Below are 23403 nucleotides of genomic sequence, written 5' to 3' on the forward strand. Positions count from 1 at the left end.
TCATTTCTTCACGAGCTCCGGGCGGTCATTCTGCTGCGGTTTCAACGGCGCGGTGGTTTTTCCTGCGGCGCGCTCCTTGCGCCACTGCTCCTTGAGCGCCGTCCACTCATTCAGGCGGGCGTGCGCCGTCTTGCTTTCCTCCAGCATCTGGAACTCGTCGGCCAGCTGCGCCGACAGCTCCAGCCGCACGCCATTGGGGTCGAAGAAGTAGATGCTGTGGAAGATGTGGTGGTCCGTGACGCCGAGCACCTCCACGCCGTGCGCCTCCAGCCGCGCCTTCATGTCGAGCAGCGCCTGCATGGAATCGACGCGAAAGGACACGTGGTTCACCCAGTCCGGCGTGTTCGGCGACGGCTCGGACGCCTGGTCGTCGCCCAGGTCGAAGAAGGCGATGAACGAGCCGTCCTGCAGACGGAAGAAGAAGTGCGTGTACGGGCAGTGCTCGCCGGTGCTGGGCACCACGTCGCTCTGGATGATGTGGTACAGCGGCAGGCCGAGGATGTCCTCGTAGAAGTGCCGCGTTTCCTCCGCATCCCGCGCGCGGTAGGCGAAGTGGTGCAGCTGCTGGATGGGCGCGGGCGCGGGCAGCGCGCGGGGGTCCTTCAGGATGGCGGCCATGGGTCTCCTGGATTCAACATTGCGTAATGCGTTTACTGTACCGTAACGCCGAGCAGAGTCCAGCGCCGGAGCCGGTGCCCATTACGAAGGGTTATCGGCTGGTTGACCCCAATAGCCATGCGGCATCAGATGTATAGAGTCTGGCTATTAGACGTGGGCCTTCAGGCTCACTACCCTTGCACCGTCTTCGGTGCATGCCGAAGCCCATCCATCCACACCAGGAGAAGCACCATGCCAGCACTTAAGGGATCCAAGACGGAAGAGAACCTGAAGGCCGCATTCGCAGGCGAGTCGCAGGCCAACCGGCGCTACCTTTACTTCGCGAACAAGGCGGACGTGGAAGGCCAGAACGACGTGGCGGCGCTGTTCCGCTCCACGGCCGAAGGCGAGACGGGCCATGCACACGGGCACCTGGAATGGCTGGAGCAGTGCGGCGACCCCGCCACCGGCCTGCCGATCGGCCCGACGCGCGACAACCTGAAGGCCGCAGTGGCCGGCGAGACGCACGAGTACACCGACATGTACCCCGGCATGGCCCGCACCGCGCGCGAAGAAGGCCATGACGAGATCGCCGACTGGTTCGAGACGCTGGCCAAGGCGGAGCGTTCGCATGCGAATCGGTACACCAGGGCGCTGAACGAACTGGCTGATTAACGTCCTCGTTGCGCAGGCGTGTCCTCCGTCATTCCCGCCTCCGCGGGAATGACCACTTTTGGAAACCGCATGGCCGAAGGCAACCTCGAAGCACCGACCCGTCACCCCATCGCCTGGAGGGCACCCGAGTACTACGACGAGGGCGCCACCTTCAAGGAGATGGAGCGCATCTTCGACATCTGCCACGGCTGCCGGCGCTGCGTCAGCCTGTGCGGCGCGTTCCCCACGCTGTTCGACCTGGTCGATGAAGGCACGTCGGGCGAAGTCGACGCGGTGGAGAAGAAGGATTACTGGAAGGTGGTCGACCAGTGCTACCTGTGCGACCTCTGCTACATGACCAAGTGTCCGTACGTTCCGCCGCACGAGTGGAACGTGGACTTCCCGCACACCATGCTGCGGGCCAAGGCGATCAAGTTCAAGCAGGGCGGTGTGGACTTCGGCTCCAGGTTCCTGTCGTCCACCGACGTGCACGGGCAGTTCGCCGGCATCCCGATCGTGACGCAGGCGGCCAACGCGGTGAACCAGACCAAGCCGGTGCGCGCGCTGATGGAAAGCACGCTGCACGTGGACCGCAACGCCTGGCTGCCGGCGCTGGCCACGCGCAAGTTCCGCAGCGCCGCGCCCAAGTCGACGGAGCATCCCGTGCAGGACGGCGAGCGCTCGCCCGGCAAGGTGGCCGTCTTCGCCACCTGCTACGTCAACTACAACGAGCCCGGCATCGGCCTGGACCTGCTGAAGGTCCTTGCGCACAACGAGATCCCCTACCTGCTGGTGCACAAGGAAAAGTGCTGCGGCATGCCCAAGCTGGAGCTGGGTGACCTGGACGCGGTCGACGAGAGCAAGCGGGCCAACATCCCGGTGCTGGTGAAGTACGCGCAGGAGGGCTACGCCATCCTGTCGGCCGTGCCGAGCTGCACGCTGATGTTCAAGCAGGAGATCCCGCTGATGTACCCCGAGGACGCGGACGTGCAGGCGGTGAAGGCGGCGATGTGGGACCCCTTCGAATACTTCGCCGCGCGCAGGCGCGACGGCCTGCTGAAGACGGAGTTTCCGCAGCCGCTGGGCAAGGTGAGTTACCAGGTGCCTTGCCATAGCCGCGTGCAGAACATCGGCCGCAAGACCGAGGAGCTGCTGAAGATGGTGCCGGGCACGTCGGTGCACACCAACGAGCGCTGCTCCGGCCACGCCGGCACCTTCGGCGTGAAGAAGCCGTACCACGAGGTCGCCATGAAGATCGGCAAGCCGCTGTTCAAGCGCATGGCGGACCACCCCGATGGCGGCCTGCCCGACTACATCAGCTCGGACTGCCCACTGGGCGGCCACCACATCGACCAGGGCTTCGACCGCAACAGCCTGGGCGCGCCGCGCCTGGAGCATCCGCTGTCGTTGCTGCGGATTGCGTACGGACTAGATTAGATACTTGGGGACAGATCTTTAGCTCTGTCCCCTCTGACTATGCAGCTGACCGGAAAGATCACCGCCGACAGCCTGATGACGCTGGAGGCTTATGCCAAGTGGCGCAAGCAGCACAAGGGCGACGTCATCGCGCACCGCAAGCTGCGCAGCGTGCAGCTGGGCGAGAACATGCGCGTGCAGTTCGAAAGCGAACTGACCATGCGCTACCAGATCCAGGAAATGCTGCGCGTGGAGAAGATCTTCGAGGAAGAGGGCATCCAGTCCGAGGTGGAGTCGTACGCGCCGCTGGTGCCGGACGGCAGCAACTGGAAGGCGACGCTGCTGCTCGAATACCCCGACGTCACCGAGCGCCGCCGCGAGCTGGCGCGTTTGATCGGCGTGCAGGACCGCATGTTCGTCGAGGTCGAAGGCCATGCGCGCGTGTATGCGATCGCCGATGAAGACCTGGAGCGCGACAACGAGGAGAAGACCTCGGCGGTGCACTTCCTGCGTTTCGAGTTCACGCCGGTGATGAAGCAGGCCGTCAAGGCGGGGGCGGGGGTGAAGATCGGCTGCGACCACACGAATTACCCGGCGCATATGAGCATCGGCGCGGAGACGCTGGCGTCGCTGGCGGGCGACCTCCGGTAGGCGGCAGGCCGGCATGAAGATCGCTCTCGCGTTCTTCGGCCTGCCACGCTGCTCCGCCATCGCCTTCCCCTCGATCGAGAGCAACTTGCTGGCGCCGCTGCGCGCCGCGGGCGAGCTGCGCATCTGGCAGCACCTTTGGCGGCAGGAGCGCATCTTCAATCCGCGCACCGGCGAGGACCAGGCCGTGCCCGAGGACAACTACGAGCCCTTCGCGGGCTTCGAAGGGTCAATCGTGCCGCGGCCGGACAGTCCGCATCCCCTCCTGCAAAGGGCCATGGTGCACGGCGACGCCTGGCAGGACGGCTTCGTGGCGCTGGGCAACCTGGTGTTTCAGTTGCAGGCGCTGTATGAAGTGACGCAGCGCGTGGCCACCGCGCAGCCCGACGTGGTGGTGTTCGCGCGGCCGGACATGCTGTACCACGACCCCCTGGACCCGGCCGACCTGCAATACGCGTTGCAGCAGCCGGATGTGGTGATGTTGCCGGGCTATGAATCCTGGGGCGGCTGCAACGACCGCTTCGCCATCGCGGGGGCGCGCGCGTTCAAGGCGTACGGTGGGAGGATCCTGTTGGCCGACAATTTCTGCGAGCGGACGAAGCGTCCGCTGCATTCGGAGACCTTCCTTCGCTATGCCCTGGCGTTCGCGGGCATTCCGGTGCGCACGATCGCGCTGCGGGCCAGCCGCATGCGCATGGACTGCCGCGTGCAGGCCGAGGATTTTTCTCTTGCTCCCTCTCCCTCCGGGAGAGGGTTGGGGTGAGGGCATCGAGGCGCGCTGCCACCGGGGTTCGGCTTCGCCCTCACCGCCGGCCTACGAGGATGGGAAGCGCCAATGGGAGCTGGGGTTCGCTGCGCTCACCACCAGCCTACGGATACCGGCATCTCGTAGGCTGGTGGTGAGCGCAGCGAACCCCAGCAATCTCCTTGTCCTCGTAGGCTGGTGGTGAGCGCCGGCGAACCCCAGCGACCCCGTTGTCGTCGTAGGTCGGTGGTGAGCGCGAAGCCGAACCCCGACATCAAGCCGGTGAAAACAAATCCACGCGATCCGTGATGATCCCGTCCGTGCCCAAGTCGATCAGCCGCTGCGCCGCCCACTCGTCGTTGACCGTGTAGCTCAAGCAACGCATGCCGGCGCCCTGCACCTGCGTGACGGTGCTGCGGTCCCACAGCGCGTGGTTGCACACGATCGCCACGCACTCGAGCGTCAGCGCCGTTTCCAGCCAGCCCTTCCAAAGCGTGTCGAGCAGCAGTCCGCGCGGCAAGGCGGGCTGCGCGGCTTGCGCGGCCTGCAGCGACTCGGGACGAAACGATGTCAACAGCGGCGGCACGGGCTGCCCGGCCCACAAGCGCGCGGCGTGGTGCGCGACCACTTCACCGGTTTTCGCCTCGTGCCCCGGCGTCGGCTTGATCTCGATGTTCAGGAAATGCCCGTTGGCCAGGCAGAAGCGCGCGATGTTCTCGAAGGTGGGCAGCGGCTCGCCCGCATGCGCGCGCGAATGCCAGCTGCCGGCATCCAGCCGCGCCAGCTGGTCCCAGGGCTGGTCGCCACCCAGGCCGATGCCGTTGGTGGTGCGCTCCAGCTCCGCGTCGTGCATCAGGAAAGGCACGCCGTCGGCGGACAGCTTCACGTCGCATTCGAACATGCGGTAGCCGTGCGAGGCGCCGAGGCGGAACGCCGCCAGCGTGTTCTCGGGCGCCAGCTTGCCGGCGCCGCGATGCGCTATCCATCGCGGGTACGGCCAATCCTTCACGGCGCGATCCGCTTGCCCGACTCCGCGTCGAACCGGTGCAGCCGGTCTTCGCGCGGCTTCACATGGATCACTTCGTCGGCTACCGGTGCGCGCTGGCCCTCTTCGATGCGCACGATGATCTGCTCGCCGTTGACGCGTCCATAGATCAGGCGCTCAGCGCCCAGCAGTTCCACGGTTTCGGTGCGCACTTCCCAGCCGCTGCTGCCCACGTCCAGGTGCTCGGGGCGGATGCCGGTGATGGTGCCGGCGCGGCCGCCCTGCGCCGCCTTCAGCAGGTTCATGGGCGGCGAGCCGATGAAGCTGGCGACGAAGGTGGAGGCCGGGTGGTGGTACACCTCTTCCGGCGTGCCGAACTGCTCCATGCGGCCGGCGTTCATGACGATCATGCGCTGCGCCAGGGTCATCGCCTCCACCTGGTCGTGCGTCACGAACAGCGAGGTGATGCCCAGCTCGCGGTGCAGCTTCTGGATCTCCAGCCGGGTCTGCGCGCGCAGCTTGGCGTCCAGGTTGGACAGCGGCTCGTCGAACAGGAAGACCTGCGGCTGCCGCACGATGGCGCGTCCCATGGCCACGCGCTGGCGCTGGCCGCCGGACAGCTGGCGCGGCTTGCGATCGAGCAGGTGGCCCAGCTCCAGGATGCCCGCGGCCTTGTCGACGCGCTGCTTGATCTCGGCGATCGGCATCTTCTTGATCTTCAGCCCGTACGCCATGTTGTCGAACACGCTCATGTGCGGGTACAGCGCGTAGTTCTGGAACACCATCGCGATGTCGCGCTCGGCCGGCTCGAGGTTGTTGACCACCCGGCCGCCGATGTCGATCTCGCCGCCGCTGATTTCCTCCAGCCCCGCCACCATGCGCAGCAGCGTGGACTTGCCGCAGCCCGAAGGCCCGACGATGACGATGAACTCGTGGTCTGCCACCTCGGCGTTCACGCCGTGGATCACCTGCAGTTCCTGCTTGCCCTTGCCGTACTTCTTGACGACGTTTCTTAAGGAGATGGATGCCATTTGGATTTACTTCTCGGTGTCGACGAGGCCCTTGACGAACCACTTCTGCATCAGGATGACGACCACCGCCGGCGGCAGCATCGCCAGGATGGCGGTGGCCATCACCACGTTCCACTCGATGTAGACCTCGCCGAAGATCAGGCGCTTGATGCCCATGACGATGGGGTACATCTTTTCGTCGGTGGTCACCAGCAGCGGCCAAAGGTACTGGTTCCAGCCGTAGATGAACTGGATGACGAACAGGGCGGCCATCGACGTCTTGGACAGCGGCAGCAGCACGTCCTTGAAGAAGCGCATCGGGCCGGCGCCATCCATGCGCGCGGCTTCCACCAGTTCGTCGGGCACCGTCATGAAGAACTGGCGGAACAGGAAGGTGGCGGTGGCCGAGGCTATCAGCGGCACCGTCAGGCCCGCCATGGAGTTGAGCATCCGCAGATCGGAGATCACTTCGTACGTCGGGCCGATGCGCACCTCCACCGGCAGCATCAGCGTGACGAACACCATCCAGAACACCAGGTTCTTGGCCGGGAAGCGGAAGTAGACGATCGCGAAGGCCGACAGGATGGAGATGGCGATCTTGCCGATGGCGATGATCAATGCGCTGGCCAGGCTGATGCCCATCATCGGCAATGCGGGCGACACCGAGGCTCCCGCTTCCGTCTTGCCGCCGAACAGCGCGAAGCGATAGCTCTCCACGATGTTGTTGCCCGGCAGCAGCGAGATCGGGTTGCTGGACATGATCTGCTCCGCCGTCTGCGTCGAGCCGATGAAGGTGACGTAGATCGGGAAGAACACCACGATCACCCCGAGGATGAGGATGAGGTGGGCGAAGAAGTCCAGGATGGGATTGCGCTGGATCATATGAATCAGTTGGGGACAGAGCCAAAGATCTGTCCCGCAAGTCTAGTAATGGACCTTTTTCTCGACGAACTTGAACTGCACCACGGTCAGCGCCACCACGATGACCATCAGCACCACGGACTGCGCCGCCGAGCCGTTGATGTCCATGGCCTTGAAGCCGTCGTAATAGACCTTGTAGACCAGGATCGAGGTGTCCTTGCCGGGGCCGCCGTTGGTGGCGGCGTCGACGATGGCGAAGGTTTCGAAGAACGCGTAGACGATGTTGATCACCGCGAGGAAGAAGGTGGTGGGCGACAGCAGCGGCCACACGATGGTCCAGAAGCGCCGCCACGGGCTGGCGCCGTCGATGGTTGCGGCCTCGATCAACGAGGTCGGGATGGACTGCAGGCCGGCCAGGAAGAACAGGAAGTTGTACGAGATGTGCTTCCAGATGGCGGCCATGACGATCAGCGCCATGGCGTGGTTGCCGTTCAGCACGTGGTTCCACTCGAACCCCATTTCGATGAGCGCGTAGCGGATCACGCCATAGGGCGAGGCGAACATCATCAGCCACAGCACGCCGGCGACCACCGGGGCCACGGCGTAGGGCCAGATCAGCAGCGTCTTGTAGATGCCCGCGGCGCGGATCACGCGGTTGGCCATGACCGCCAGCAGCAGCGAGATGGCCAGGCCGCCGAACGCCACCAGCACGGAGAAGATGGCGGTGGTGCGGAAGGAAGCGAGGTAGCCGGGGTCGGAGAACAGGCGCTGGAAGTTCGCCATGCCGACGAATTCACTGCGGGAGCCGAAGGCGTCCTCCTGCAGCACGCTCTGGTACAGCGCCCGGCCGGCAGGCCAGAAGAAAAACACCAGGATGATGGCCATCTGGGGCGCAATGAGCACCCAGGGCAGCCATGCCGACTTGAAAAGGACCCTCTTCTCCATGGCGGCGATTGTCGTTGAATTGTTGTGCTTTCCGTCATCCCCGCCCCCGCCTGCGCGAGGGCAGGCTCAGGCGGGGAGCCAGGGCTTCCAGAAAAAACCCCGCGGGTGCGGGGTTCTCGATGCGGGAGCTCTGGGTTCCCGCCTGCGCGGGAATGACAGATCGGATCAGCCCTTGTTCGCCTGCTGGAACCGCTCGAGCTGCTCGTTGCCGCGCTTCACCGCGTTGTCCAGCGCTTCCTTCGCGCCCTTGGTGCCTTGCCACACGCCCTCGAGTTCCTCGTCGATGATGGTGCGGATCTGCACGAAGTTGCCCAGGCGCACGCCACGCGACTTGTCGGTGGTCTTGCGCACCATCTGGTTGACGGACACGTCGTAGCCGGGGTTCTGCTTGTAGAAGCCTGACTTCTCCGTCAGCTCGAACGAGGCCTTGGTCACTGGCAGGTAGCCCGTGCGCTGGTGGCTCGCCGCGGCGACTTCCGGCTTGGACAGGTAGTTCAGGAACGCGGCCACCGCCTTGTATTCCTCCGGCTTCTTGCCGGCCATCACCCAGATGCTGGCGCCGCCGATCACGGTGTTCTGCGGTGCGCCCGGCACGTCCGGGTAGTAGGGCAGGGTGCCGATGCCGTAGCCGAACTTGCCGTTGCGCTTGACGCCGCCGGCCAGGGCCGAAGAGCCGGTGATCATGGCGCATTCACCCGAGACGAAGGTGGCATCGGCCTTGTTCTCGCGACCCTTGTAGACGAACAGGCCGCTCTTGGCCATGTTGGCCAGGTTCTCGATATGCCGCACGTGCAGCGGCGTGTTGAACGCCAGGCGCGTGTCCAGGCCGCCGAAGCCGTTGTTCTTGGTCGAATACAGCACGTTGTGCCAGGCCGAGAAGCTTTCCAGTTGCGTCCAGCTGATCCAGCTGGTGGTGAACGGGCACTTGTGGCCGGACGCCTTGAGCTTGGCAGAGGCCAAAGCCACCTCCGGCCAGGTGGTCGGCGGCTTTTCCGGGTCGAGGCCCGCGGCCTTGAACGCATCCTTGTTGTAGTGGAAGACCGGCGTGGAGCTGTTGAACGGGTAGCTCAGCATCTGGCCGTTGGGCGCGGTGTAGTAGCCCGCCACCGCCGGCACGTAGATGCTCGGGTCGAACTTCAGGCCGGCGTCGGTCATCACCTTGGCGACCGGCACGATCGCGCCCTTGGCGGCCATCATGGTGGCGGTGCCCACTTCGAACACCTGGATCATGTGGGGGGCGTTGCCGCCGCGGTAGGCGGCGATGCCGGCGGTCATCGACTCCGCGTAGCTGCCCTTGAAGGTGGGGGTGACCTTGTAATCCTTCTGGCTGGCATTGAAGTCCTTGGCGAGGTCGTTGACCCATTCGCCCAGGGCGCCGCCCATGGAGTGCCACCACTGGACTTCCGTTTGCGCCTGTACCGGCGCCGCCGCGAACATGGCGGCCGTCAGGGCCAATGCGGAAAGCTTCAATTTCATTCAAATGCTCCTTGGAGTGCGTTGCCCGAAAGGGCGTAACTCTACGATTGATTCGTGACGGGGATTAGACAATCCGGGTCTCGCGGCCACAAGCGGGTTTCCCATGACCGCCTACAGAACGCCGTGCTGCACTGCGGTAACATCTTCTCTCAGCCGCGTTGCATCCATTTGGCTGACATCTCCCTCCCCGAATGAACGCGCCCACGACAATCGAACAACTCATGGCTGCGGTCGATGGCGACACGCCGCGGCTGCGAGAGATCCCCTACAACTACACCTCGTTCTCCGATCGCGAGATCGTGATCCGGGTGCTGGGCGCGCACGCCTGGGAACTGTTGAACCGGCTGCGCGAGGAGCGCCGCACCGGCCGCTCCGCCCGCATGCTGTACGAGGTGCTGGGCGACATCTGGGTGGTGCAGCGCAATCCGTACCTGCAGGACGACCTGCTTGACAACCCCAAGCGCCGCAAGCAGCTGGTGGAGGCCTTGCAGCACCGGCTGGGCGAGATCGAAAAGCGGCGCGATCCCGGCGGCGACGTGCAGCGCGATGGGCTGGTCGGCGAGTTGCTCGAGGCAGCGCAAGCTGCCGTGCGCAAGTTCGACGCCGCCTTTGCAGAAACCGCGCAGCTGCGCAGCCGCACCCAGCGCGTGCTGCGCCGCTTGACGGCGAAGGACAACATCAAGTTCGACGGCATGTCCCGTGTCTCGCACGTGACGGACGCGACGGACTGGCGCGTGGAATACCCGTTCGTGGTGCTCACGCCCGACACCGAGGCCGAGATGGCGGGCCTGGTGAAGGGCTGCATCGAGCTGGGCCTGACGATCATCCCGCGCGGCGGCGGCACCGGCTACACCGGCGGCGCCATCCCGCTGACGTGGAAGAGCGCGGTCATCAACACCGAGAAGCTCGAGGCGATGACCGAGATGGAGAAAGTCTCCATCGGCGGCCACGACGAGCCGGTGCCGACCATCTGGACCGAGGCCGGCGTGGTGACGCAGCGCGTGGCCGACGCGGCCGAGCGCGCCGGTTTCGTCTTCGCGGTCGACCCGACGTCGGCGGAGGCCTCCTGCATCGGCGGCAACATCGCCATGAACGCCGGCGGCAAGAAAGCCGTGCTGTGGGGCACGGCGCTGGACAACCTGGTGTCCTGGCGCATGGTGACGCCGGACGCCGAGTGGCTGGAGGTGGTGCGCCTGGACCACAACCTCGGCAAGATCCACGACGCACCCGTTGCCACCTTCGAGCTGCGCTACTTCGAGGCGTCCAGCAAGATCGACTGGAGCAAGCCCGCACGCACCGAGCGGCTGGAAATCCCCGGCTCGCGCTTTCGCAAGGAGGGCCTGGGCAAGGACGTCACCGACAAGTTCCTCTCCGGCCTGCCGGGCATCCAGAAGGAAGGCACCGACGGCCTGATCACCAGCGCCCGCTGGGTGGTGCACCGGATGCCGCAGCACACCCGCACGGTGTGCATGGAATTCTTCGGCAACGCCCGCGACGCCGTGCCCAGCATCGTCGAGATCAAGGACTTCATGTTCGCCGAGCAGAAGCGCAGCGGCGTGGTGCTGGCCGGGCTGGAGCACCTGGACGACCGCTACCTGAAGGCGGTGGGCTACGCCACCAAGTCCAAGCGCGGTGGCCTGCCCAAGATGGTGCTGGTGGGCGACATCGCGGGCGACGACCCGGACGCGGTGGCGCGCGCCACCTCCGAGGTGGTGCGGCTGGCCAACTCGCGCAGTGGCGAGGGCTTCGTGGCCGTCAGCCCCGAGGCGCGCAAGAAGTTCTGGCTGGACCGCAAGCGCACCGCGGCGATCAGCAGGCACACCAACGCCTTCAAGATCAACGAGGACGTGGTGATCCCGCTGCCGCGGATGGCGGAGTACACCGATGGCATCGAGCGCATCAACATCGAGCTGTCGCTGCGCAACAAGATCGAGCTGGCCAACGAGCTGGAGCTGTTCTTCACCCGCGGCCGCCTGCCCCTGGGCAAGCAGGACGACGCCAGCGAGATCCCCTCGGCGGAACTGCTGGAAGACCGCGTGCAGCAAGCCATCGCGCTGGTGCGCGAAGTGCGCGCGCAGTGGCAGGGGTGGCTGGACGACGTCGAGCCGCTGTTCCCGCAACTGCAGGACCACACGCTGCGCGCCAGCTGGAAGACGCAGATCCGCGCGCCGCTGGCCGCGATCTTCGCCGGGGACGCGTTCGTGCAGATCCTGGCCGAGGTGAACGCCATCCACCAGCGCGTGCTCAAGGGCCGCGTGTGGATTGCGCTGCACATGCACGCCGGCGACGGCAACGTGCACACCAACATCCCGGTCAACAGCGACGACTACGCGATGCTGCAGTCGGCCCACGAGGCCGTGAAGCGCATCATGGTGCTGGCGCGTTCGCTCAACGGCGTGATCTCGGGCGAGCACGGCATCGGCATCACCAAGCTGGAATTCTTGACGGACGAGGAGATCGCGCCGTTCGCCGACTACAAGCGGCGCGTCGATCCGCATGGCCGCTTCAACAAGGGCAAATTGCTGCGCGCCGCCGAGGTGGGGCACGTGGATGCGGACACCTCGGTGTACGCCGACCTGACCAATGCCTACACGCCGTCGTTCGGCCTGATGGGGCACGAGTCGATCATCATGCAGCAGTCGGACATCGGCGCCATCGCCGACTCCATCAAGGACTGCCTGCGCTGCGGCAAGTGCAAGCCGGTGTGCGCCACGCACGTGCCGCGCGCCAACCTGCTGTACAGCCCGCGCAACAAGATCCTGGCGACGTCGCTGCTGGTCGAGGCCTTCCTGTACGAGGAGCAGACGCGCCGCGGCGTCTCCATCAAGCACTGGGAGGAGTTCGAGGACATCTCCGACCACTGCACGGTGTGCCACAAGTGCCTGAACCCGTGCCCGGTGGACATCGACTTCGGCGACGTTTCGATGAACATGCGCAACCTGCTGCGCAAGATGGGGCAGAAGAGCTTCCGCCCCGGCAATGCGGCGGCGATGTTCATGCTCAACGCCACCAACCCGGAGACGATCAAGCTGGTTCGCGGGGCCATGGTGGGCGTGGCCTTCAAGGCGCAACGGATGGCCAACAACCTGCTGCGCGGCTTCGCCCACCTGCAGGTGACGCGCCCGCCGGACACGCACTTCGCCGCTCCGATCAAGGAGCAGGTGATCCACTTCATCAACAAGAAGCTCCCCTCGGGGCTGCCGAACAAGACGGCGCGGGCTCTGCTGGACATCGAGGACAAGGACTACGTCCCGATCATCCGCGACCCGAAGATGAGCGCCGAGAGCGAGGCCGTCTTCTACTTCCCGGGGTGCGGCTCCGAGCGGCTGTTCTCGCAAGTCGGCCTGGCCACGCAGGCGATGCTGTGGCACGCCGGCGTGCAGACGGTGCTGCCGCCCGGTTATCTCTGCTGCGGCTATCCGCAGCGCGGCTCCGGCCAGTTCGACAAGGCCGAGAAGATGATCACCGACAACCGGGTGTTGTTCCACCGCGTGGCCAACACGCTGAACTACCTGGACATCAAGACGGTGGTGGTCTCCTGCGGCACCTGCTACGACCAGCTGCAGGGCTACGAGTTCGACAAGATCTTCCCCGGCTGCCGGATCATCGACATCCACGAGTACCTGCTCGAAAAGGGCATCAAGCTGGAAGGCACGGACTCCTACCTGTACCACGACCCCTGCCACACGCCGATGAAGCTGCAGGAGCCGATGAAGACGGTGAAGGCGCTGGTGGGCGACAACGTGCGCAAGTCCGAGCGTTGCTGCGGCGAGTCCGGCACCTTCGGCGTCACCCGTCCCGACATCGCCACGCAGGTGCGCTTTCGCAAGGAAGAAGAACTGCGCAAGGACGAGGCCGCGCTGCGCACCGAGGGCCTGGCCGGCGAAAAGGGCAACGTCAAGATCCTCACCAGCTGCCCGAGCTGCCTGCAGGGCCTGACGCGCTACAACCACGACCTGCAGAACGGCCTGCTGGAGGCCGACTACATCGTCGTCGAGATGGCGCGCAAGATCCTGGGCGAGGACTGGATGAAGCAGTACGTGCGCGCCGCCAACGACGGCGGCATCGAGCGGGTGCTGGTATGAAGGTGGTGGGCTGTCCGTTGTGCGACGAGGCGGGTGGCCGGGTGGTGGTACAGGGGCCGCGCTGGCGCCTCATTCACGCGAGCGAGCCGGGATTGCCTGCCTTCTACCGGCTCGTCTGGCAGGAGCACGTCAAGGAGTTCTCCCAGCTCGCCGCCGCCGACCGCACCACCTGCGTCGACATCCTGGTGGCGGTGGAACAGGCGCTGTTGCGCCACCTGCAGCCGGACAAGGTGAACCTGGCAACGCTTGGCAACGGGGTGCCGCACCTGCACTGGCACGTGATCGCCCGCTTCGCCTGGGACCCGCATTTCCCCGGCGCGGTGTGGGCCGCGCCGCAGCGCGCTGCCGACGAGCGGCGCATGGCGGAAGTGTCCGCGCGCCTGCCGGCGCTCGAAGAGGAACTGCTGGCCAGCCTGCGTCCCGCCTGAAAACGGACGCCTTCGTGAAATCGGGCACGGGGGCCGGCTACGCCCCCGAAAGCACTCGCGTTACTCAGCGGCAAGCGTGTATAACCCGCCAGTGGGGATTCCGGTTGAAACACCGGTTACCGGAGGTTCGTCATGCTGGCCGTACAACATCGCATCCCATGGCTTGCGTCGCTTGCCGCCGTGGCCATGCTGCTCCCCGCCCTCGCCTGGGGCCAGGCCGGTGAAGTGGAGTTCTCCCGCGGCGTCGGCTTCGCCCAGTCTCCCGGCGAAGGTCCCCGCACGCTGGGCAAGGGCCTGGCGCTGAAGGAAGGCGACCGGCTCACCACCTCCGAAGGCGCCAGCGCCATCGTCAAGCTGCACGACGGCACCCGCATGACGGTGCGCCCGAACTCCGAGCTCGTGCTGCAGCAATACCAGTTTCGCGAGAACGCGGGCGACAACAGCTTCCTGATGCAGCTGGTGCGAGGCGGCTTCCGGGCCGTCACCGGCGCCATCGCCAAGAACTCCCCCAACGCGGCCCGGGTGCAGACCAGCACGGCCACCATCGGCATCCGCGGCACCGACTTCGACGCCCGGGTCTGCGTGCGCGAATGCGGCGCCGAATCCGCCGCCATCCCGGACGCTGCGCGCCCCAATGCGGTGCAAGCCAGCGCCAAACTGGTCGGCGTGCAGGGTGACGTGTTCGCGGTGGACGGCGCGGGGCAACGCCGCCGCATCGTCGAGGGCGGCGGTGTCTATCCCGGCGACGTGGTGGAAACGGCGCGGGGCGCCCAGGCGGTGCTGGCCTTTCGCGACGACACGCGCGTGACGCTCGGCTCGCAGACGCGCTTTCGCCTGGACAACTTCGTCTACGACGACACCAACGCCGGTGACGGCCGGTTCCTGGCGTCCATCCTGCGCGGCTCGGTCCGCGCGCTCACGGGCCTGATCGCCAAGTCGAACAACCGCAACGTGGGGTTCAGCACCGCCACGGCCACCATCGGCATCCGCGGCACCGGCTTCGACGTCATGTGCACCGGCCCGTGCGCGGGCGAGCCGGGCGACCCGGACAGCGGCCTGACGTTGTGGACGTGGCTGGGCTCGATCGACGTCACGCAAAGCGGGCAGACCGCGCTGCAGGTGCTGCAAGCCGGGCAGGGCCTGTTCATTTCGCCCGGCGGCATCCGGCCCGTCGCCAACGAGCCGGCCTCGGAGGGCCCGCGCCCCGACCAGGTCACCGTGCCGCCCAAGCTGTTCGGCAAGGGCGACGTGTCGGATGCGGCGGAAGGCCTGTTCGTCTTCGTGCGCGACGGCCACATCGAGATCGTCAGCGCCAAGGAGATCCTGCAGCTTGGCAAGGGCGAGGCGGGGTTCGCGAGCAACGAGGGCGACACTACGCGCCCCGATCGGATCCCCAAGTTCCTGGACTTCGACAAGATCCCCCTGCCGACCTCCCGAAACCCGCTGCTGGCCAGCATCATGGGCGAGTCGGGCCTGCGCAATACCGAGGTTTGCCGGTAGTGATTGAACGCCGGGGTGCGCTTCGCGCAACCCGGCCTACGGGATGGAGTAGGTCGGCTGGTGTCGTAGGTCGGGTTGCGCGCGTAGCCGCACCCCGACAGTAGTCACACGGCGTGACAATTTGTTCGTCGATGGCCACAATGGCTGACCCAGAAGAACGAGAGAGCGGGGAAGAAACATGAACCGAGGCCTTGCTTCGTCGCGGCATCCGCGGCGTGCCCTGGTCGTGCTGCTTGCCGCAGCCACCGGCGCCATCAACGCCCAGCCCACCGCACCGGCCCCGGCTCCCGCGCCCGCCCCCGTGCAGCGCGCGCAGCCGCCGATGGCGACGGCGGCCCCCGTCGCGGTGTTTCCGATCCGCGGCTTTCGCGTCGAAGGGGACAACCCGCTCGGCGACGCCGAAGCCTTGGCCGTGCTGCAACCGTACGTGCGGCCCGACGCCACGCTCGAGACCTTGCAGCAGGCCACCGCCGCACTCGAGAAAGTGCTGCGCGACCAGGGCTTCGGCCTGCACCGCGTGGCGCTGCCGCCGCAGGAGCTGGGCACCACCGTGCGGCTGACGGTCGTCAAGTTCGTCGTCGGCAAGGTCAGCATCGAAGGCGCAAAGATCTACGACGAGCAGAACGTGCGCCTGACGGTGCCCGAGCTGCGCGAAGGCGAGAGCCCCAACTTCAAGACGCTGGCCATCCAGACCGCCATCGCCAATGAAAACGCCAACAAGGTGGTGCAGGTGGGGCTGCGCGAGTCGGAGGAGCCGGACAAGATCGACGCCACGATTTCGGTCAAGGAGCTCAAGCCCTGGAACATCGCGCTGTCGGCCAACAATTCGGGAACGGATGCGACCGGCGAAGACCGCCTGACGATCACGGGGTCGCATTCCAACTTGTGGAACCTGGACCACCAGTTCGTGGGCGCGTACACCACCGCGGTGGAGCGCACCCAGGACGTCCGGCAGGTCGGCCTGGCGTACAAGGTCCCGCTGTACGCGCAGGGTGGAGTGCTCGGCTTTTCCTATACGAACTCGGACATCGTCGGCAACTTCGGCACCTTCAACAGCACGGGCGCCGGCGAAACGTTCGGCATCAACTACACCATCTACCTCGCACCCCAGGGGGGGCTGCGCAGCTACGTGACGCTGGCCCTGGACGACAAGGTGTTCGACGCCTCCCGGATCAACGACGCCACCCTGGCCGGCGCGTCGGACCGCCGCAGCCGGCCGATCACGCTGGGTTATGCCGCCCGCATGGAAACCGACACGGCGGTCTGGGGCTACGGCGCGGAACTGGCCGCCAACACCGGCAGCGGCGCCAACAACAACCTGGAGTCGTATCGCAGCGAGGATCCGCGTATCGAGGACGTGCACTGGTGGGCGGTGCGCGGCAGCGCCAATTACAGCGCGCCCTTCGCGCAGAACTGGGCCTGGTCGGTGCGGGCGCTCGGGCAGTTCAGCCCCAAGGTGCTGATCTCCGGCGAGCAGTTCGGCCTGGGGGGCCAGTTTTCGGTGCGCGGCACTGACGTGGAGCGGCCGATCTCCGGCGACTCGGGCATCTCGGCCACGTTCGAGGTGACAACTCCGGAAGTGGCGCAGGGGCTGCGCTTCTTCGGCTTCCTCGACGCCGGCCTGACCGCCAACAACGAACCGAACGCCGCCAAGCCGGCGACCGACCGCCTGGCCAGCGTGGGGCTCGGCGCCCGCTGGGTGGTCGGCAAATTCGCCGCCACCCTCGACTACGGCCGCATCGTCCTGGGCAGCCATGTCCCGCGCAGCCTGAACTCGGCGTCTCCAAAAAGCGGCGATGACCGGCTTTACGTCGGGGTTGCGGTGCGGTTCTGAGACGCGCCGCGGGGGCCTGCGCGTAAACTGGGCGCATGGCCGGCCTGCGCACTGAAACACCTGCTCCTGAATCCATCGTCCTGCACGGGCAATCCCGCGTGCTGGAGATCGGCTTCGCCGATGGTTCCCTCTTCCGCATCCCCTTCGAGCTGATGCGCGTGCACTCCCCCTCCGCCGAGGTGCAGGGGCACGGCCCCGGGCAGGAGGTGCTGCAGACCGGCAAGCGCGAGGTCGGCGTCGTCGAGCTCGAGCCGATCGGCAACTACGGCGTCAAGCCGGTGTTCACGGACGGCCACACGACCGGCATCTTCACCTGGGAGTACCTGTACTTCCTTGGCTCGCAGCAGGCCGAGCTGTGGCAGGACTACGAGCGCCGCCTGAAGGAAGCGGGCGTCGACCGGGACGCGCCGATGGCGGCTGCGGGCGGCGGCCACGTGCACGGGCACGGCTGCAGCCACTGACCCGCCGGCCATGAGCAAGACCCACTTCGGCTACGAATCCGTCGACGAGCAGGAAAAGGCGCGCCGGGTGCGCGGCGTGTTCGACTCGGTGGCGCCGCGCTACGACATGATGAACGACCTCATGTCGATGGGTCTGCATCGCGCCTGGAAGGCCTTCACCCTGCTGCGCGCCGACCTGCGGCCCGGCCACCGCGTGCTGGACCTCGCCGGCGGCACGGGCGACCTGGCCCAGGCGTTCGCGCGCAAGGTCGGCACCACCGGCCTGGTGGTTCATACCGACATCAACACGTCCATGCTGCGGGTTGGACGCGACCGGCTGCTGGATGCCGGCCTGGTCCTGCCCACCGTGGCGTGTGACGCGGAGAAGCTGCCTTTTGCCCGCGACAGTTTCGACCGCGTCAGCGTTGGCTTCGGCCTGCGCAACATGACGCACAAGGACAAGGCGCTGGCGGAGATGTGCCGGGTGCTCAAGCCGGGCGGCAAGCTGCTGGTGCTGGAGTTTTCCAAGGTGGCGCGGCCGCTGGAAAAGGCATACGACTGGTATTCGTTCAACGTGCTGCCGCGGCTGGGCCGGCTGGTGGCCGGCGACGAGACCAGCTACCGCTACCTGGCGGAGTCGATCCGCATGCATCCCGGCCAGGAAGAACTCAAGGCCATGATGAAGAAAAGCGGCTTCGGCCACGTGGACTATCACAACCTGACCGCCGGGGTGGCTGCCCTGCACGTCGCCATCAAGTGCTGAGCCCGCTGGGCAAGGAAGTATCTACCCATGGAGACCTGGACCGTACTGATCGCCATCCTGGTGATCGCGCTCGTGGGCCTGGTGGTGCTCGGGGCGGTGGCCGTGTTCCGCTCCCGCCGCCAGCCGGCGACCGCCGCCGGCGGCCACAGCGGCTACACCGGCTTCGCCGGCTCCAGCGCCGAATGGCCTGCCACCCCGCGCCACTACAACCCCATGAAGGTGGGCAACGACGCGTCGGCACGGCCGTGGGAGGACGAGACGATTCCGGTGCAGGACACGCTCAGTGCGAACTGGGGTGTGCCGCCTGGCTTCGACACCCACGGCTTCCTGATCGCCGCCAAGGGCCACTTCGTGACGCTGCAGGATGCCTGGGATCGCTCCGACGAGGCCACCTTGCGCGCCATGATGACCGACGACATGCTCGCGCAGATCAGCGCCCAGCTCACCGACCGCGACAACCCGGGCAGCGGCGCCGCGGCGGATCGGACGGAAGTGGAGATGCTCGAGGCGCAACTGCTCGGCATCGAGGACCTCGGCACCGTCTACATGGCCAGCGTGGAGTTCTCCGGGATGATCCGCGAGGAGCCGTCCGCCGGCCCCAGCCCGTTCCGCGAGGTGTGGAACATGGTCAAGCCCAAGGATGGATCGGCGGGCTGGCTGGTGGCGGGCGTCCAGGCGCTGCAATAAGCAGCACGCCCGCATAATTGCGGGCTATGTCCACGCCCGCCTCTTTTCTCGACCAGATCTTCGACCGTTTCGGCCACGCCCTGACGCCGCCCGGCTGGGTGGTCGAGGAAATGCAGCGTCGCCTGGTGCTCATGCTCAACCACGTGCTGCAGCAGGAACCGGAAGCGCAGGCCCGCCTGAAGAGGCAGAGCGGCCGGGTGGTGGAGGCGCACTGGCGCAATTTCAACGTCCGCCTGCTGGCCACGCCCGCCGGCTTGCTGGACCTCGCGCCCGTGACGCAACTGCCGGACCTTCAGCTCACCCTCACCGACGAATCGCCGTTCACGCTGGCCCAGTCCGCGCTGCGCGGTGAAAAGCCCGCCGTGCGCATCGCCGGCGACGTGCAGCTCGCCGCCGAGGTGCAGTGGCTGGTCGACCACGTGCGCTGGGACCTCGAGGAGGACATGTCGCGCGTCATCGGCGACGCGCCCGCGCACACGATCGGGCAGGCGGTGCGCCGCATGGCCGACGGCGTGCGGCAGTTCGTCGCCCGCGGGCCTGGCACCCCGCCGTCCGCGACCACGCCCGCGGCGCCTTCCGCACCCGGGCAGGCCGGCGGATGACGCGTTACTTTCGCGCTGCCTTCATCCTCTGGGTGATCCTGCGCTACGGGCTGGACGAGCTGGCGCTCTCCGGCTTCCGGCCGCTGCACGGGCTGGCGCGCGTCATCACTTTCGGCCGTCGGCGCCACCTGGGCGACCCGCGCGGGATGCGCCTGCGCCAGGCACTGGAGCACCTGGGGCCGATCTTCGTCAAGTTCGGCCAGGTGCTGTCGACCCGGCGCGACCTGCTGCCGCCGGACATCGCCGACGAACTGGCCATGCTGCAGGACCAGGTGCCGCCGTTCCCGTCGGAAGTGGCGGTGGCCACGATCGAGCGCGCGTTCCGGCGGCCGCTGGCCGCGGTGTTCGAGAGCTTCGACCTGGAGCCGATCGCCAGCGCGTCGATCGCGCAGGTGCACTTCGCCACCATCCGCTTGCGCGACGGCCAGTTGCGCGACGTGGCGGTGAAGGTGCTGCGCCCCGGCATGCTGCCGGTGATCGAGAAGGACCTGGACCTGATGCGGCTGATGGCGGGCTGGGTGGAAAGCGCGTCGGCCGATGCGCGGCGCCTGAAGCCGCGCGAGGTGGTCGCCGAGTTCGACAAGTACCTGCACGACGAGCTGGACCTGGTGCGCGAGGCGGCCAACGCCGCGCAACTGCGCCGCAACATGGCCAACCTGCACATGGTGCTGATCCCGGAGATGTACTGGGATTTCGTGCACCCGGAAGTCATCGTGATGGAGCGCATGACCGGCGTTCCGATCAGCCAGACGGAGCGCCTGCGCGAGGCCGGCGTCGACCTGCCGCAGCTGGCGCGCGACGGCGTCACCATCTTCTTCACGCAGGTGTTTCGCGACGGCTTCTTCCATGCCGACATGCACCCGGGCAACATCCAGGTGAGCCTGGCGCCCGGCACCTTCGGCCGCTACATCTCGCTGGACTTCGGCATCATCGGTACGCTCACCGAGCACGACAAGGACTACCTGGCGCAGAACTTCACGGCCTTTTTCCGGCGTGACTACAAGCGGGTGGCCGAACTGCACATCGAGTCCGGCTGGGTCCCGCCCGGCACGCGGGTGGACGAACTCGAAGGGGCGGTGCGCACCGTGTGCGAGCCGTACTTCGACCGGCCGCTGCGCGAGATCTCGCTGGGCATGGTGCTCATGCGCCTGTTCCAGATGTCGCGCCGGTTCAACGTGGACATCCAGCCCCAACTGGTGCTGTTGCAAAAGACGCTGTTGAACATCGAGGGCCTGGGCCGCCAACTGGACCCCGAGCTCGATCTCTGGAACACCGCCAAGCCGTTCCTGGAGCGCTGGATGCTGGACCAGATCGGCCCGCAGAAGTTGTTGCAGGAGCTGCGCGACCAGGCGCCGCGCTACGCCAAGATCCTTCCGGAGCTGCCGCGCCTGCTGCACGCCTACCTGCAGCGCGGCCAGCAGCGGGACGACCGCCAGCTGCAGGAACTGATCGCCGAACAGAAGCGCACCAACCGGCTGCTGCAGGTCTTTGCCTACCTTGGCATCGGTTTTGCGTTGGGGCTGATCGCGGTGCAGGTGCTGGTGCACTTGCGCATGCGTTTCTTCTTCTAGGAATCGCCTCCCGTTGGGCATAATGCCGCTGCCTCAGGAGGGGCAGGGGAACGGCCTTGAATTACACGCTGGTTGCTTTCGTCGTCCTGTACCTGGTCGGCACCCTGGCCGTCGGGGTGTGGGCCGGCACGCGGATCCACAACACCACGGACTTCGCCATCGCGGGCCGCAGCCTGCCGCTGGTGATGGTGGTGACCACCACCTTTGCCACCTGGTTCGGCGCCGAAACGGTGATGGGCATCCCGGCGCGCTTCGCCCAGGGCGGCCTGGGCGCGGTGGTCGAAGACCCGTTCGGGGCCGGCACCTGCCTGATCCTGGTGGGCATCTTCTTCGCCGCCAAGCTGTACCGGCTGAACCTGCTGACCATCGGCGACTTCTACCGCCAGCGCTTCGGCCGCGGCATCGAGGTGTTCTGCTCCTGCGCGATCATCCTGAGCTACCTCGGTTGGGTGGCCGCGCAGATCACGGCGCTGGGCCTGGTCTTTTCGGTGCTCACCAACGGCGCGATGTCCGAGACCACCGGGATGATCATCGGCACGCTGGCCGTGCTGGTCTACGTGGTGATCGGCGGCTTCCTGGCCGTGGCCTGGACCGACTTCATCCAGATGATCGTGCTGGTGGTGGGGCTGGCGATCATCGCGGTGTTCGCGGCGGACCTGGCCGGCGGTTCCGACAAGGTGATGGCGCTGGCCTCCACCAAGGAGCTGTGGAACCTCTTTCCGGCGCCCGGCTTCACCGACATCGCCTTCTTCATCGCGGCGGCGCTGACGATGATGCTGGGAAGCATCCCGCAGCAGGACGTGTTCCAGCGCGTGATGTCGGCGCGCGACGAGAAGACGGCCCGCAATGGCGCCGTGATCGGTGGCGTGTCGTACATCCTCTTCGCCTTCGTTCCCATGTTCATCGTGCTCAGCGCGGTGGTGGTGATGGGCGACAGCGCCCTGGACATGGCCAAGAACGACTACCAGCGGCTGCTGCCCACGTTCGTGATGACCAAGATGCCGCTGGTCATGCAGATCATCTTCTTCGGCGCGCTGCTGTCGGCCATCAAGAGCACGTCGTCGGCCACGCTGCTGGCGCCATCGACCAGCTTCGTCGAGAACATCCTGAAGAACCTGCGCCCGCGCATGACGGACAAGCAGCAGCTGTTTGCCATGCGCGCCACCATCGTCGTCTTTGCCGGCCTGGTGCTGGCCTATGCCATCAAGATGAAAGGCACGTCGATCTACGAGCTGGTGTCCACCGCCTACCAGGTGACGCTGGTGGGAGCGTTCGTCCCGCTGGTGATGGGCCTTTACTGGAAGCGTTCCACCACGCAGGGCGCCATCTTCTCCGTGGCGGCGGGCATCGCGGTGTGGATCCTGTTCCTGGTGAACGCCGAGACCTGGGGCAAGCTGTTCCCCGGCCAGCTGGCCGGGCTGCTGGCGGCTCTGGCCGGCATGGTGGTCGGCTCGCTGCTGCCGCAGAAGCTGCGCAACCGCCACGAGCCTGCACACCACCTCGCCGGGGCGCGGTAAGGCTCCGCAATGGCGGGGTCGCTTCGCGAACCCGCCCTACGCCGGGGCCCCGGACCCGCCCTACGCGGAGGCCCCGGACCCGCCCTACGCCGGGGCCCCGGACCCGCCCTACGCCGGGGCCCCGGACCCGCCCTGCGCCGAGGCCCCGGACCCCGTAGGGCGGGTTCGCGCCAGCGACCCCGCCATCCGTGGGAAGTACCTGCCCGCCTATAATTGAAGGCTTTGCACCCTCATCGAGGGCCTTGCACCCCCCGACCTCCTGACACTGCCATGCCCATCTACGCATACAAGTGCGGCTCCTGTGGCCATGCCAAGGACGTCCTGCAGAAAATCTCCGACACCCCCCTGTCGGTATGCCCCGCCTGTGGCGCCGAGAGCTTTACCAAGCAGCTGACCGCGGCCGGCTTCCAGCTCAAGGGCTCGGGCTGGTACGTGACCGATTTCAAGAGCGGCAACAACGCCGGCAGCGCACCCGCCGCCGACAAGGCCGAAGGCGGCAAGACCGAACCGGCCAAGGGTGAACCTGCGAAGACTGAGCCCGCCAAGACCGAATCCGCCAAGACCGAGTCGGCCAAGTCCGAGCCCGCACCCGCGGCCAAGAAGACCGACGCGCCGAGCGCATCCTCCGGCGCCTGACCC

At 66.7% G+C, this 23403-nt stretch carries 20 protein-coding genes and 1 pseudogene; 15 read left to right on the plus strand and 6 right to left on the minus strand.

Annotation, left to right across the window (positions count from 1 at the left end):
- Positions 1 to 618 carry a VOC family protein gene (locus tag WG902_RS12225; protein ID WP_340060361.1) on the minus strand — a complete coding sequence of 206 codons (618 nt, stop codon included), beginning with the start codon at positions 616 to 618 and terminating at the stop codon, positions 1 to 3.
- Positions 619 to 849: 231 nt separating this feature from the next.
- On the opposite strand from WG902_RS12225, the gene WG902_RS12230 reads away from it, so the two are divergent.
- The 4 genes from WG902_RS12230 (at position 850) to WG902_RS12245 (ending at position 4078) form a co-directional block, all read left to right on the plus strand.
- Entirely contained in the window at positions 850 to 1272 is a 423-nt protein-coding gene (locus tag WG902_RS12230) for a rubrerythrin family protein (protein WP_340060362.1), read from the plus strand.
- 69 nt (positions 1273 to 1341) lie between these two features.
- On the plus strand, positions 1342 to 2688 hold the full coding sequence (locus WG902_RS12235; RefSeq protein ID WP_340060363.1) for a heterodisulfide reductase-related iron-sulfur binding cluster: 1347 nt from the start codon (positions 1342 to 1344) through the stop codon (positions 2686 to 2688).
- A 39-nt stretch (positions 2689 to 2727) separates the two neighbouring features.
- Positions 2728 to 3318, plus strand: coding sequence for a DUF3501 family protein (locus WG902_RS12240; protein WP_340060364.1), 591 nt, complete (start codon positions 2728 to 2730; stop codon positions 3316 to 3318).
- A 13-nt stretch (positions 3319 to 3331) separates the two neighbouring features.
- A complete protein-coding gene (locus tag WG902_RS12245; RefSeq protein WP_340060365.1) occupies positions 3332 to 4078 on the plus strand; it encodes a hypothetical protein in 747 nt (248 codons plus the stop codon).
- 256 nt (positions 4079 to 4334) lie between these two features.
- Here the strand turns inward: WG902_RS12245 and ugpQ are convergent, their stop codons facing one another.
- The 5 genes from ugpQ to ugpB all read right to left on the minus strand — a co-directional run bounded on the left by ugpQ (position 4335) and on the right by ugpB (position 9337).
- Complete coding sequence (gene ugpQ, locus WG902_RS12250; protein ID WP_340060366.1) at positions 4335 to 5069, minus strand: glycerophosphodiester phosphodiesterase; 735 nt, start codon at positions 5067 to 5069, stop codon at positions 4335 to 4337.
- Positions 5066 to 6076, minus strand: coding sequence for a sn-glycerol-3-phosphate import ATP-binding protein UgpC (locus WG902_RS12255; protein ID WP_340060367.1), 1011 nt, complete (start codon positions 6074 to 6076; stop codon positions 5066 to 5068). Before WG902_RS12255 ends, ugpQ begins: the two co-directional genes overlap by 4 nt.
- Before the next feature lie 6 nt (positions 6077 to 6082).
- Positions 6083 to 6937 carry a sn-glycerol-3-phosphate ABC transporter permease UgpE gene (gene ugpE, locus WG902_RS12260; protein ID WP_340060368.1) on the minus strand — a complete coding sequence of 285 codons (855 nt, stop codon included), beginning with the start codon at positions 6935 to 6937 and terminating at the stop codon, positions 6083 to 6085.
- A 42-nt stretch (positions 6938 to 6979) separates the two neighbouring features.
- Positions 6980 to 7861, minus strand: a complete 882-nt coding sequence (ugpA, locus tag WG902_RS12265; RefSeq protein WP_340060369.1) for a sn-glycerol-3-phosphate ABC transporter permease UgpA — start codon at positions 7859 to 7861, stop codon at positions 6980 to 6982.
- Between the two features lie 165 nt (positions 7862 to 8026).
- Entirely contained in the window at positions 8027 to 9337 is a 1311-nt protein-coding gene (ugpB, locus tag WG902_RS12270; protein ID WP_340060370.1) for a sn-glycerol-3-phosphate ABC transporter substrate-binding protein UgpB, read from the minus strand.
- Between the two features lie 191 nt (positions 9338 to 9528).
- Here ugpB and WG902_RS12275 point away from each other — a divergent pair, with 191 nt between their 5' ends.
- The 11 genes and pseudogenes from WG902_RS12275 (at position 9529) to WG902_RS12325 (ending at position 23400) form a co-directional block, all read left to right on the plus strand.
- Positions 9529 to 13422, plus strand: coding sequence for an FAD/FMN-binding oxidoreductase (locus WG902_RS12275; RefSeq protein ID WP_340060371.1), 3894 nt, complete (start codon positions 9529 to 9531; stop codon positions 13420 to 13422).
- Positions 13419 to 13850, plus strand: coding sequence for an HIT family protein (locus WG902_RS12280; protein ID WP_340060373.1), 432 nt, complete (start codon positions 13419 to 13421; stop codon positions 13848 to 13850). Before WG902_RS12275 ends, WG902_RS12280 begins: the two co-directional genes overlap by 4 nt.
- Positions 13851 to 13982: 132 nt before the next feature.
- Positions 13983 to 15350, plus strand: coding sequence for a FecR family protein (locus WG902_RS12285; RefSeq protein WP_340060374.1), 1368 nt, complete (start codon positions 13983 to 13985; stop codon positions 15348 to 15350).
- A 178-nt stretch (positions 15351 to 15528) separates the two neighbouring features.
- Positions 15529 to 17184 (plus strand): ShlB/FhaC/HecB family hemolysin secretion/activation protein, encoded by a 1656-nt coding sequence (locus tag WG902_RS12290; RefSeq protein ID WP_340060375.1) that lies wholly within the window; start codon positions 15529 to 15531, stop codon positions 17182 to 17184.
- A gap of 35 nt (positions 17185 to 17219) precedes the next feature.
- Positions 17220 to 17645 carry a DUF971 domain-containing protein gene (locus WG902_RS12295; RefSeq protein ID WP_340060376.1) on the plus strand — a complete coding sequence of 142 codons (426 nt, stop codon included), beginning with the start codon at positions 17220 to 17222 and terminating at the stop codon, positions 17643 to 17645.
- A 10-nt stretch (positions 17646 to 17655) separates the two neighbouring features.
- Positions 17656 to 18387 carry a bifunctional demethylmenaquinone methyltransferase/2-methoxy-6-polyprenyl-1,4-benzoquinol methylase UbiE gene (gene ubiE, locus WG902_RS12300; RefSeq protein ID WP_340060377.1) on the plus strand — a complete coding sequence of 244 codons (732 nt, stop codon included), beginning with the start codon at positions 17656 to 17658 and terminating at the stop codon, positions 18385 to 18387.
- Between the two features lie 57 nt (positions 18388 to 18444).
- Positions 18445 to 19074, plus strand: a pseudogene (locus WG902_RS12305) (Tim44 domain-containing protein); the annotation flags it as partial.
- A 26-nt stretch (positions 19075 to 19100) separates the two neighbouring features.
- A complete protein-coding gene (locus tag WG902_RS12310; protein ID WP_445263683.1) occupies positions 19101 to 19676 on the plus strand; it encodes a ubiquinone biosynthesis accessory factor UbiJ in 576 nt (191 codons plus the stop codon).
- A complete protein-coding gene (ubiB, locus tag WG902_RS12315) occupies positions 19673 to 21247 on the plus strand; it encodes a ubiquinone biosynthesis regulatory protein kinase UbiB (RefSeq protein WP_340060379.1) in 1575 nt (524 codons plus the stop codon). The genes WG902_RS12310 and ubiB overlap by 4 nt, the downstream gene beginning before the upstream one ends.
- 56 nt (positions 21248 to 21303) lie before the next feature.
- Positions 21304 to 22764 carry a sodium:solute symporter family protein gene (locus WG902_RS12320; protein WP_340060380.1) on the plus strand — a complete coding sequence of 487 codons (1461 nt, stop codon included), beginning with the start codon at positions 21304 to 21306 and terminating at the stop codon, positions 22762 to 22764.
- Between the two features lie 270 nt (positions 22765 to 23034).
- Complete coding sequence (locus tag WG902_RS12325) at positions 23035 to 23400, plus strand: FmdB family zinc ribbon protein (protein WP_340060381.1); 366 nt, start codon at positions 23035 to 23037, stop codon at positions 23398 to 23400.
- Positions 23401 to 23403: the final 3 nt, after the last annotated feature.

This window comes from Ramlibacter sp. PS3R-8 (assembly GCF_037572435.1).
Lineage (GTDB): Bacteria > Pseudomonadota > Gammaproteobacteria > Burkholderiales > Burkholderiaceae_C > Ramlibacter.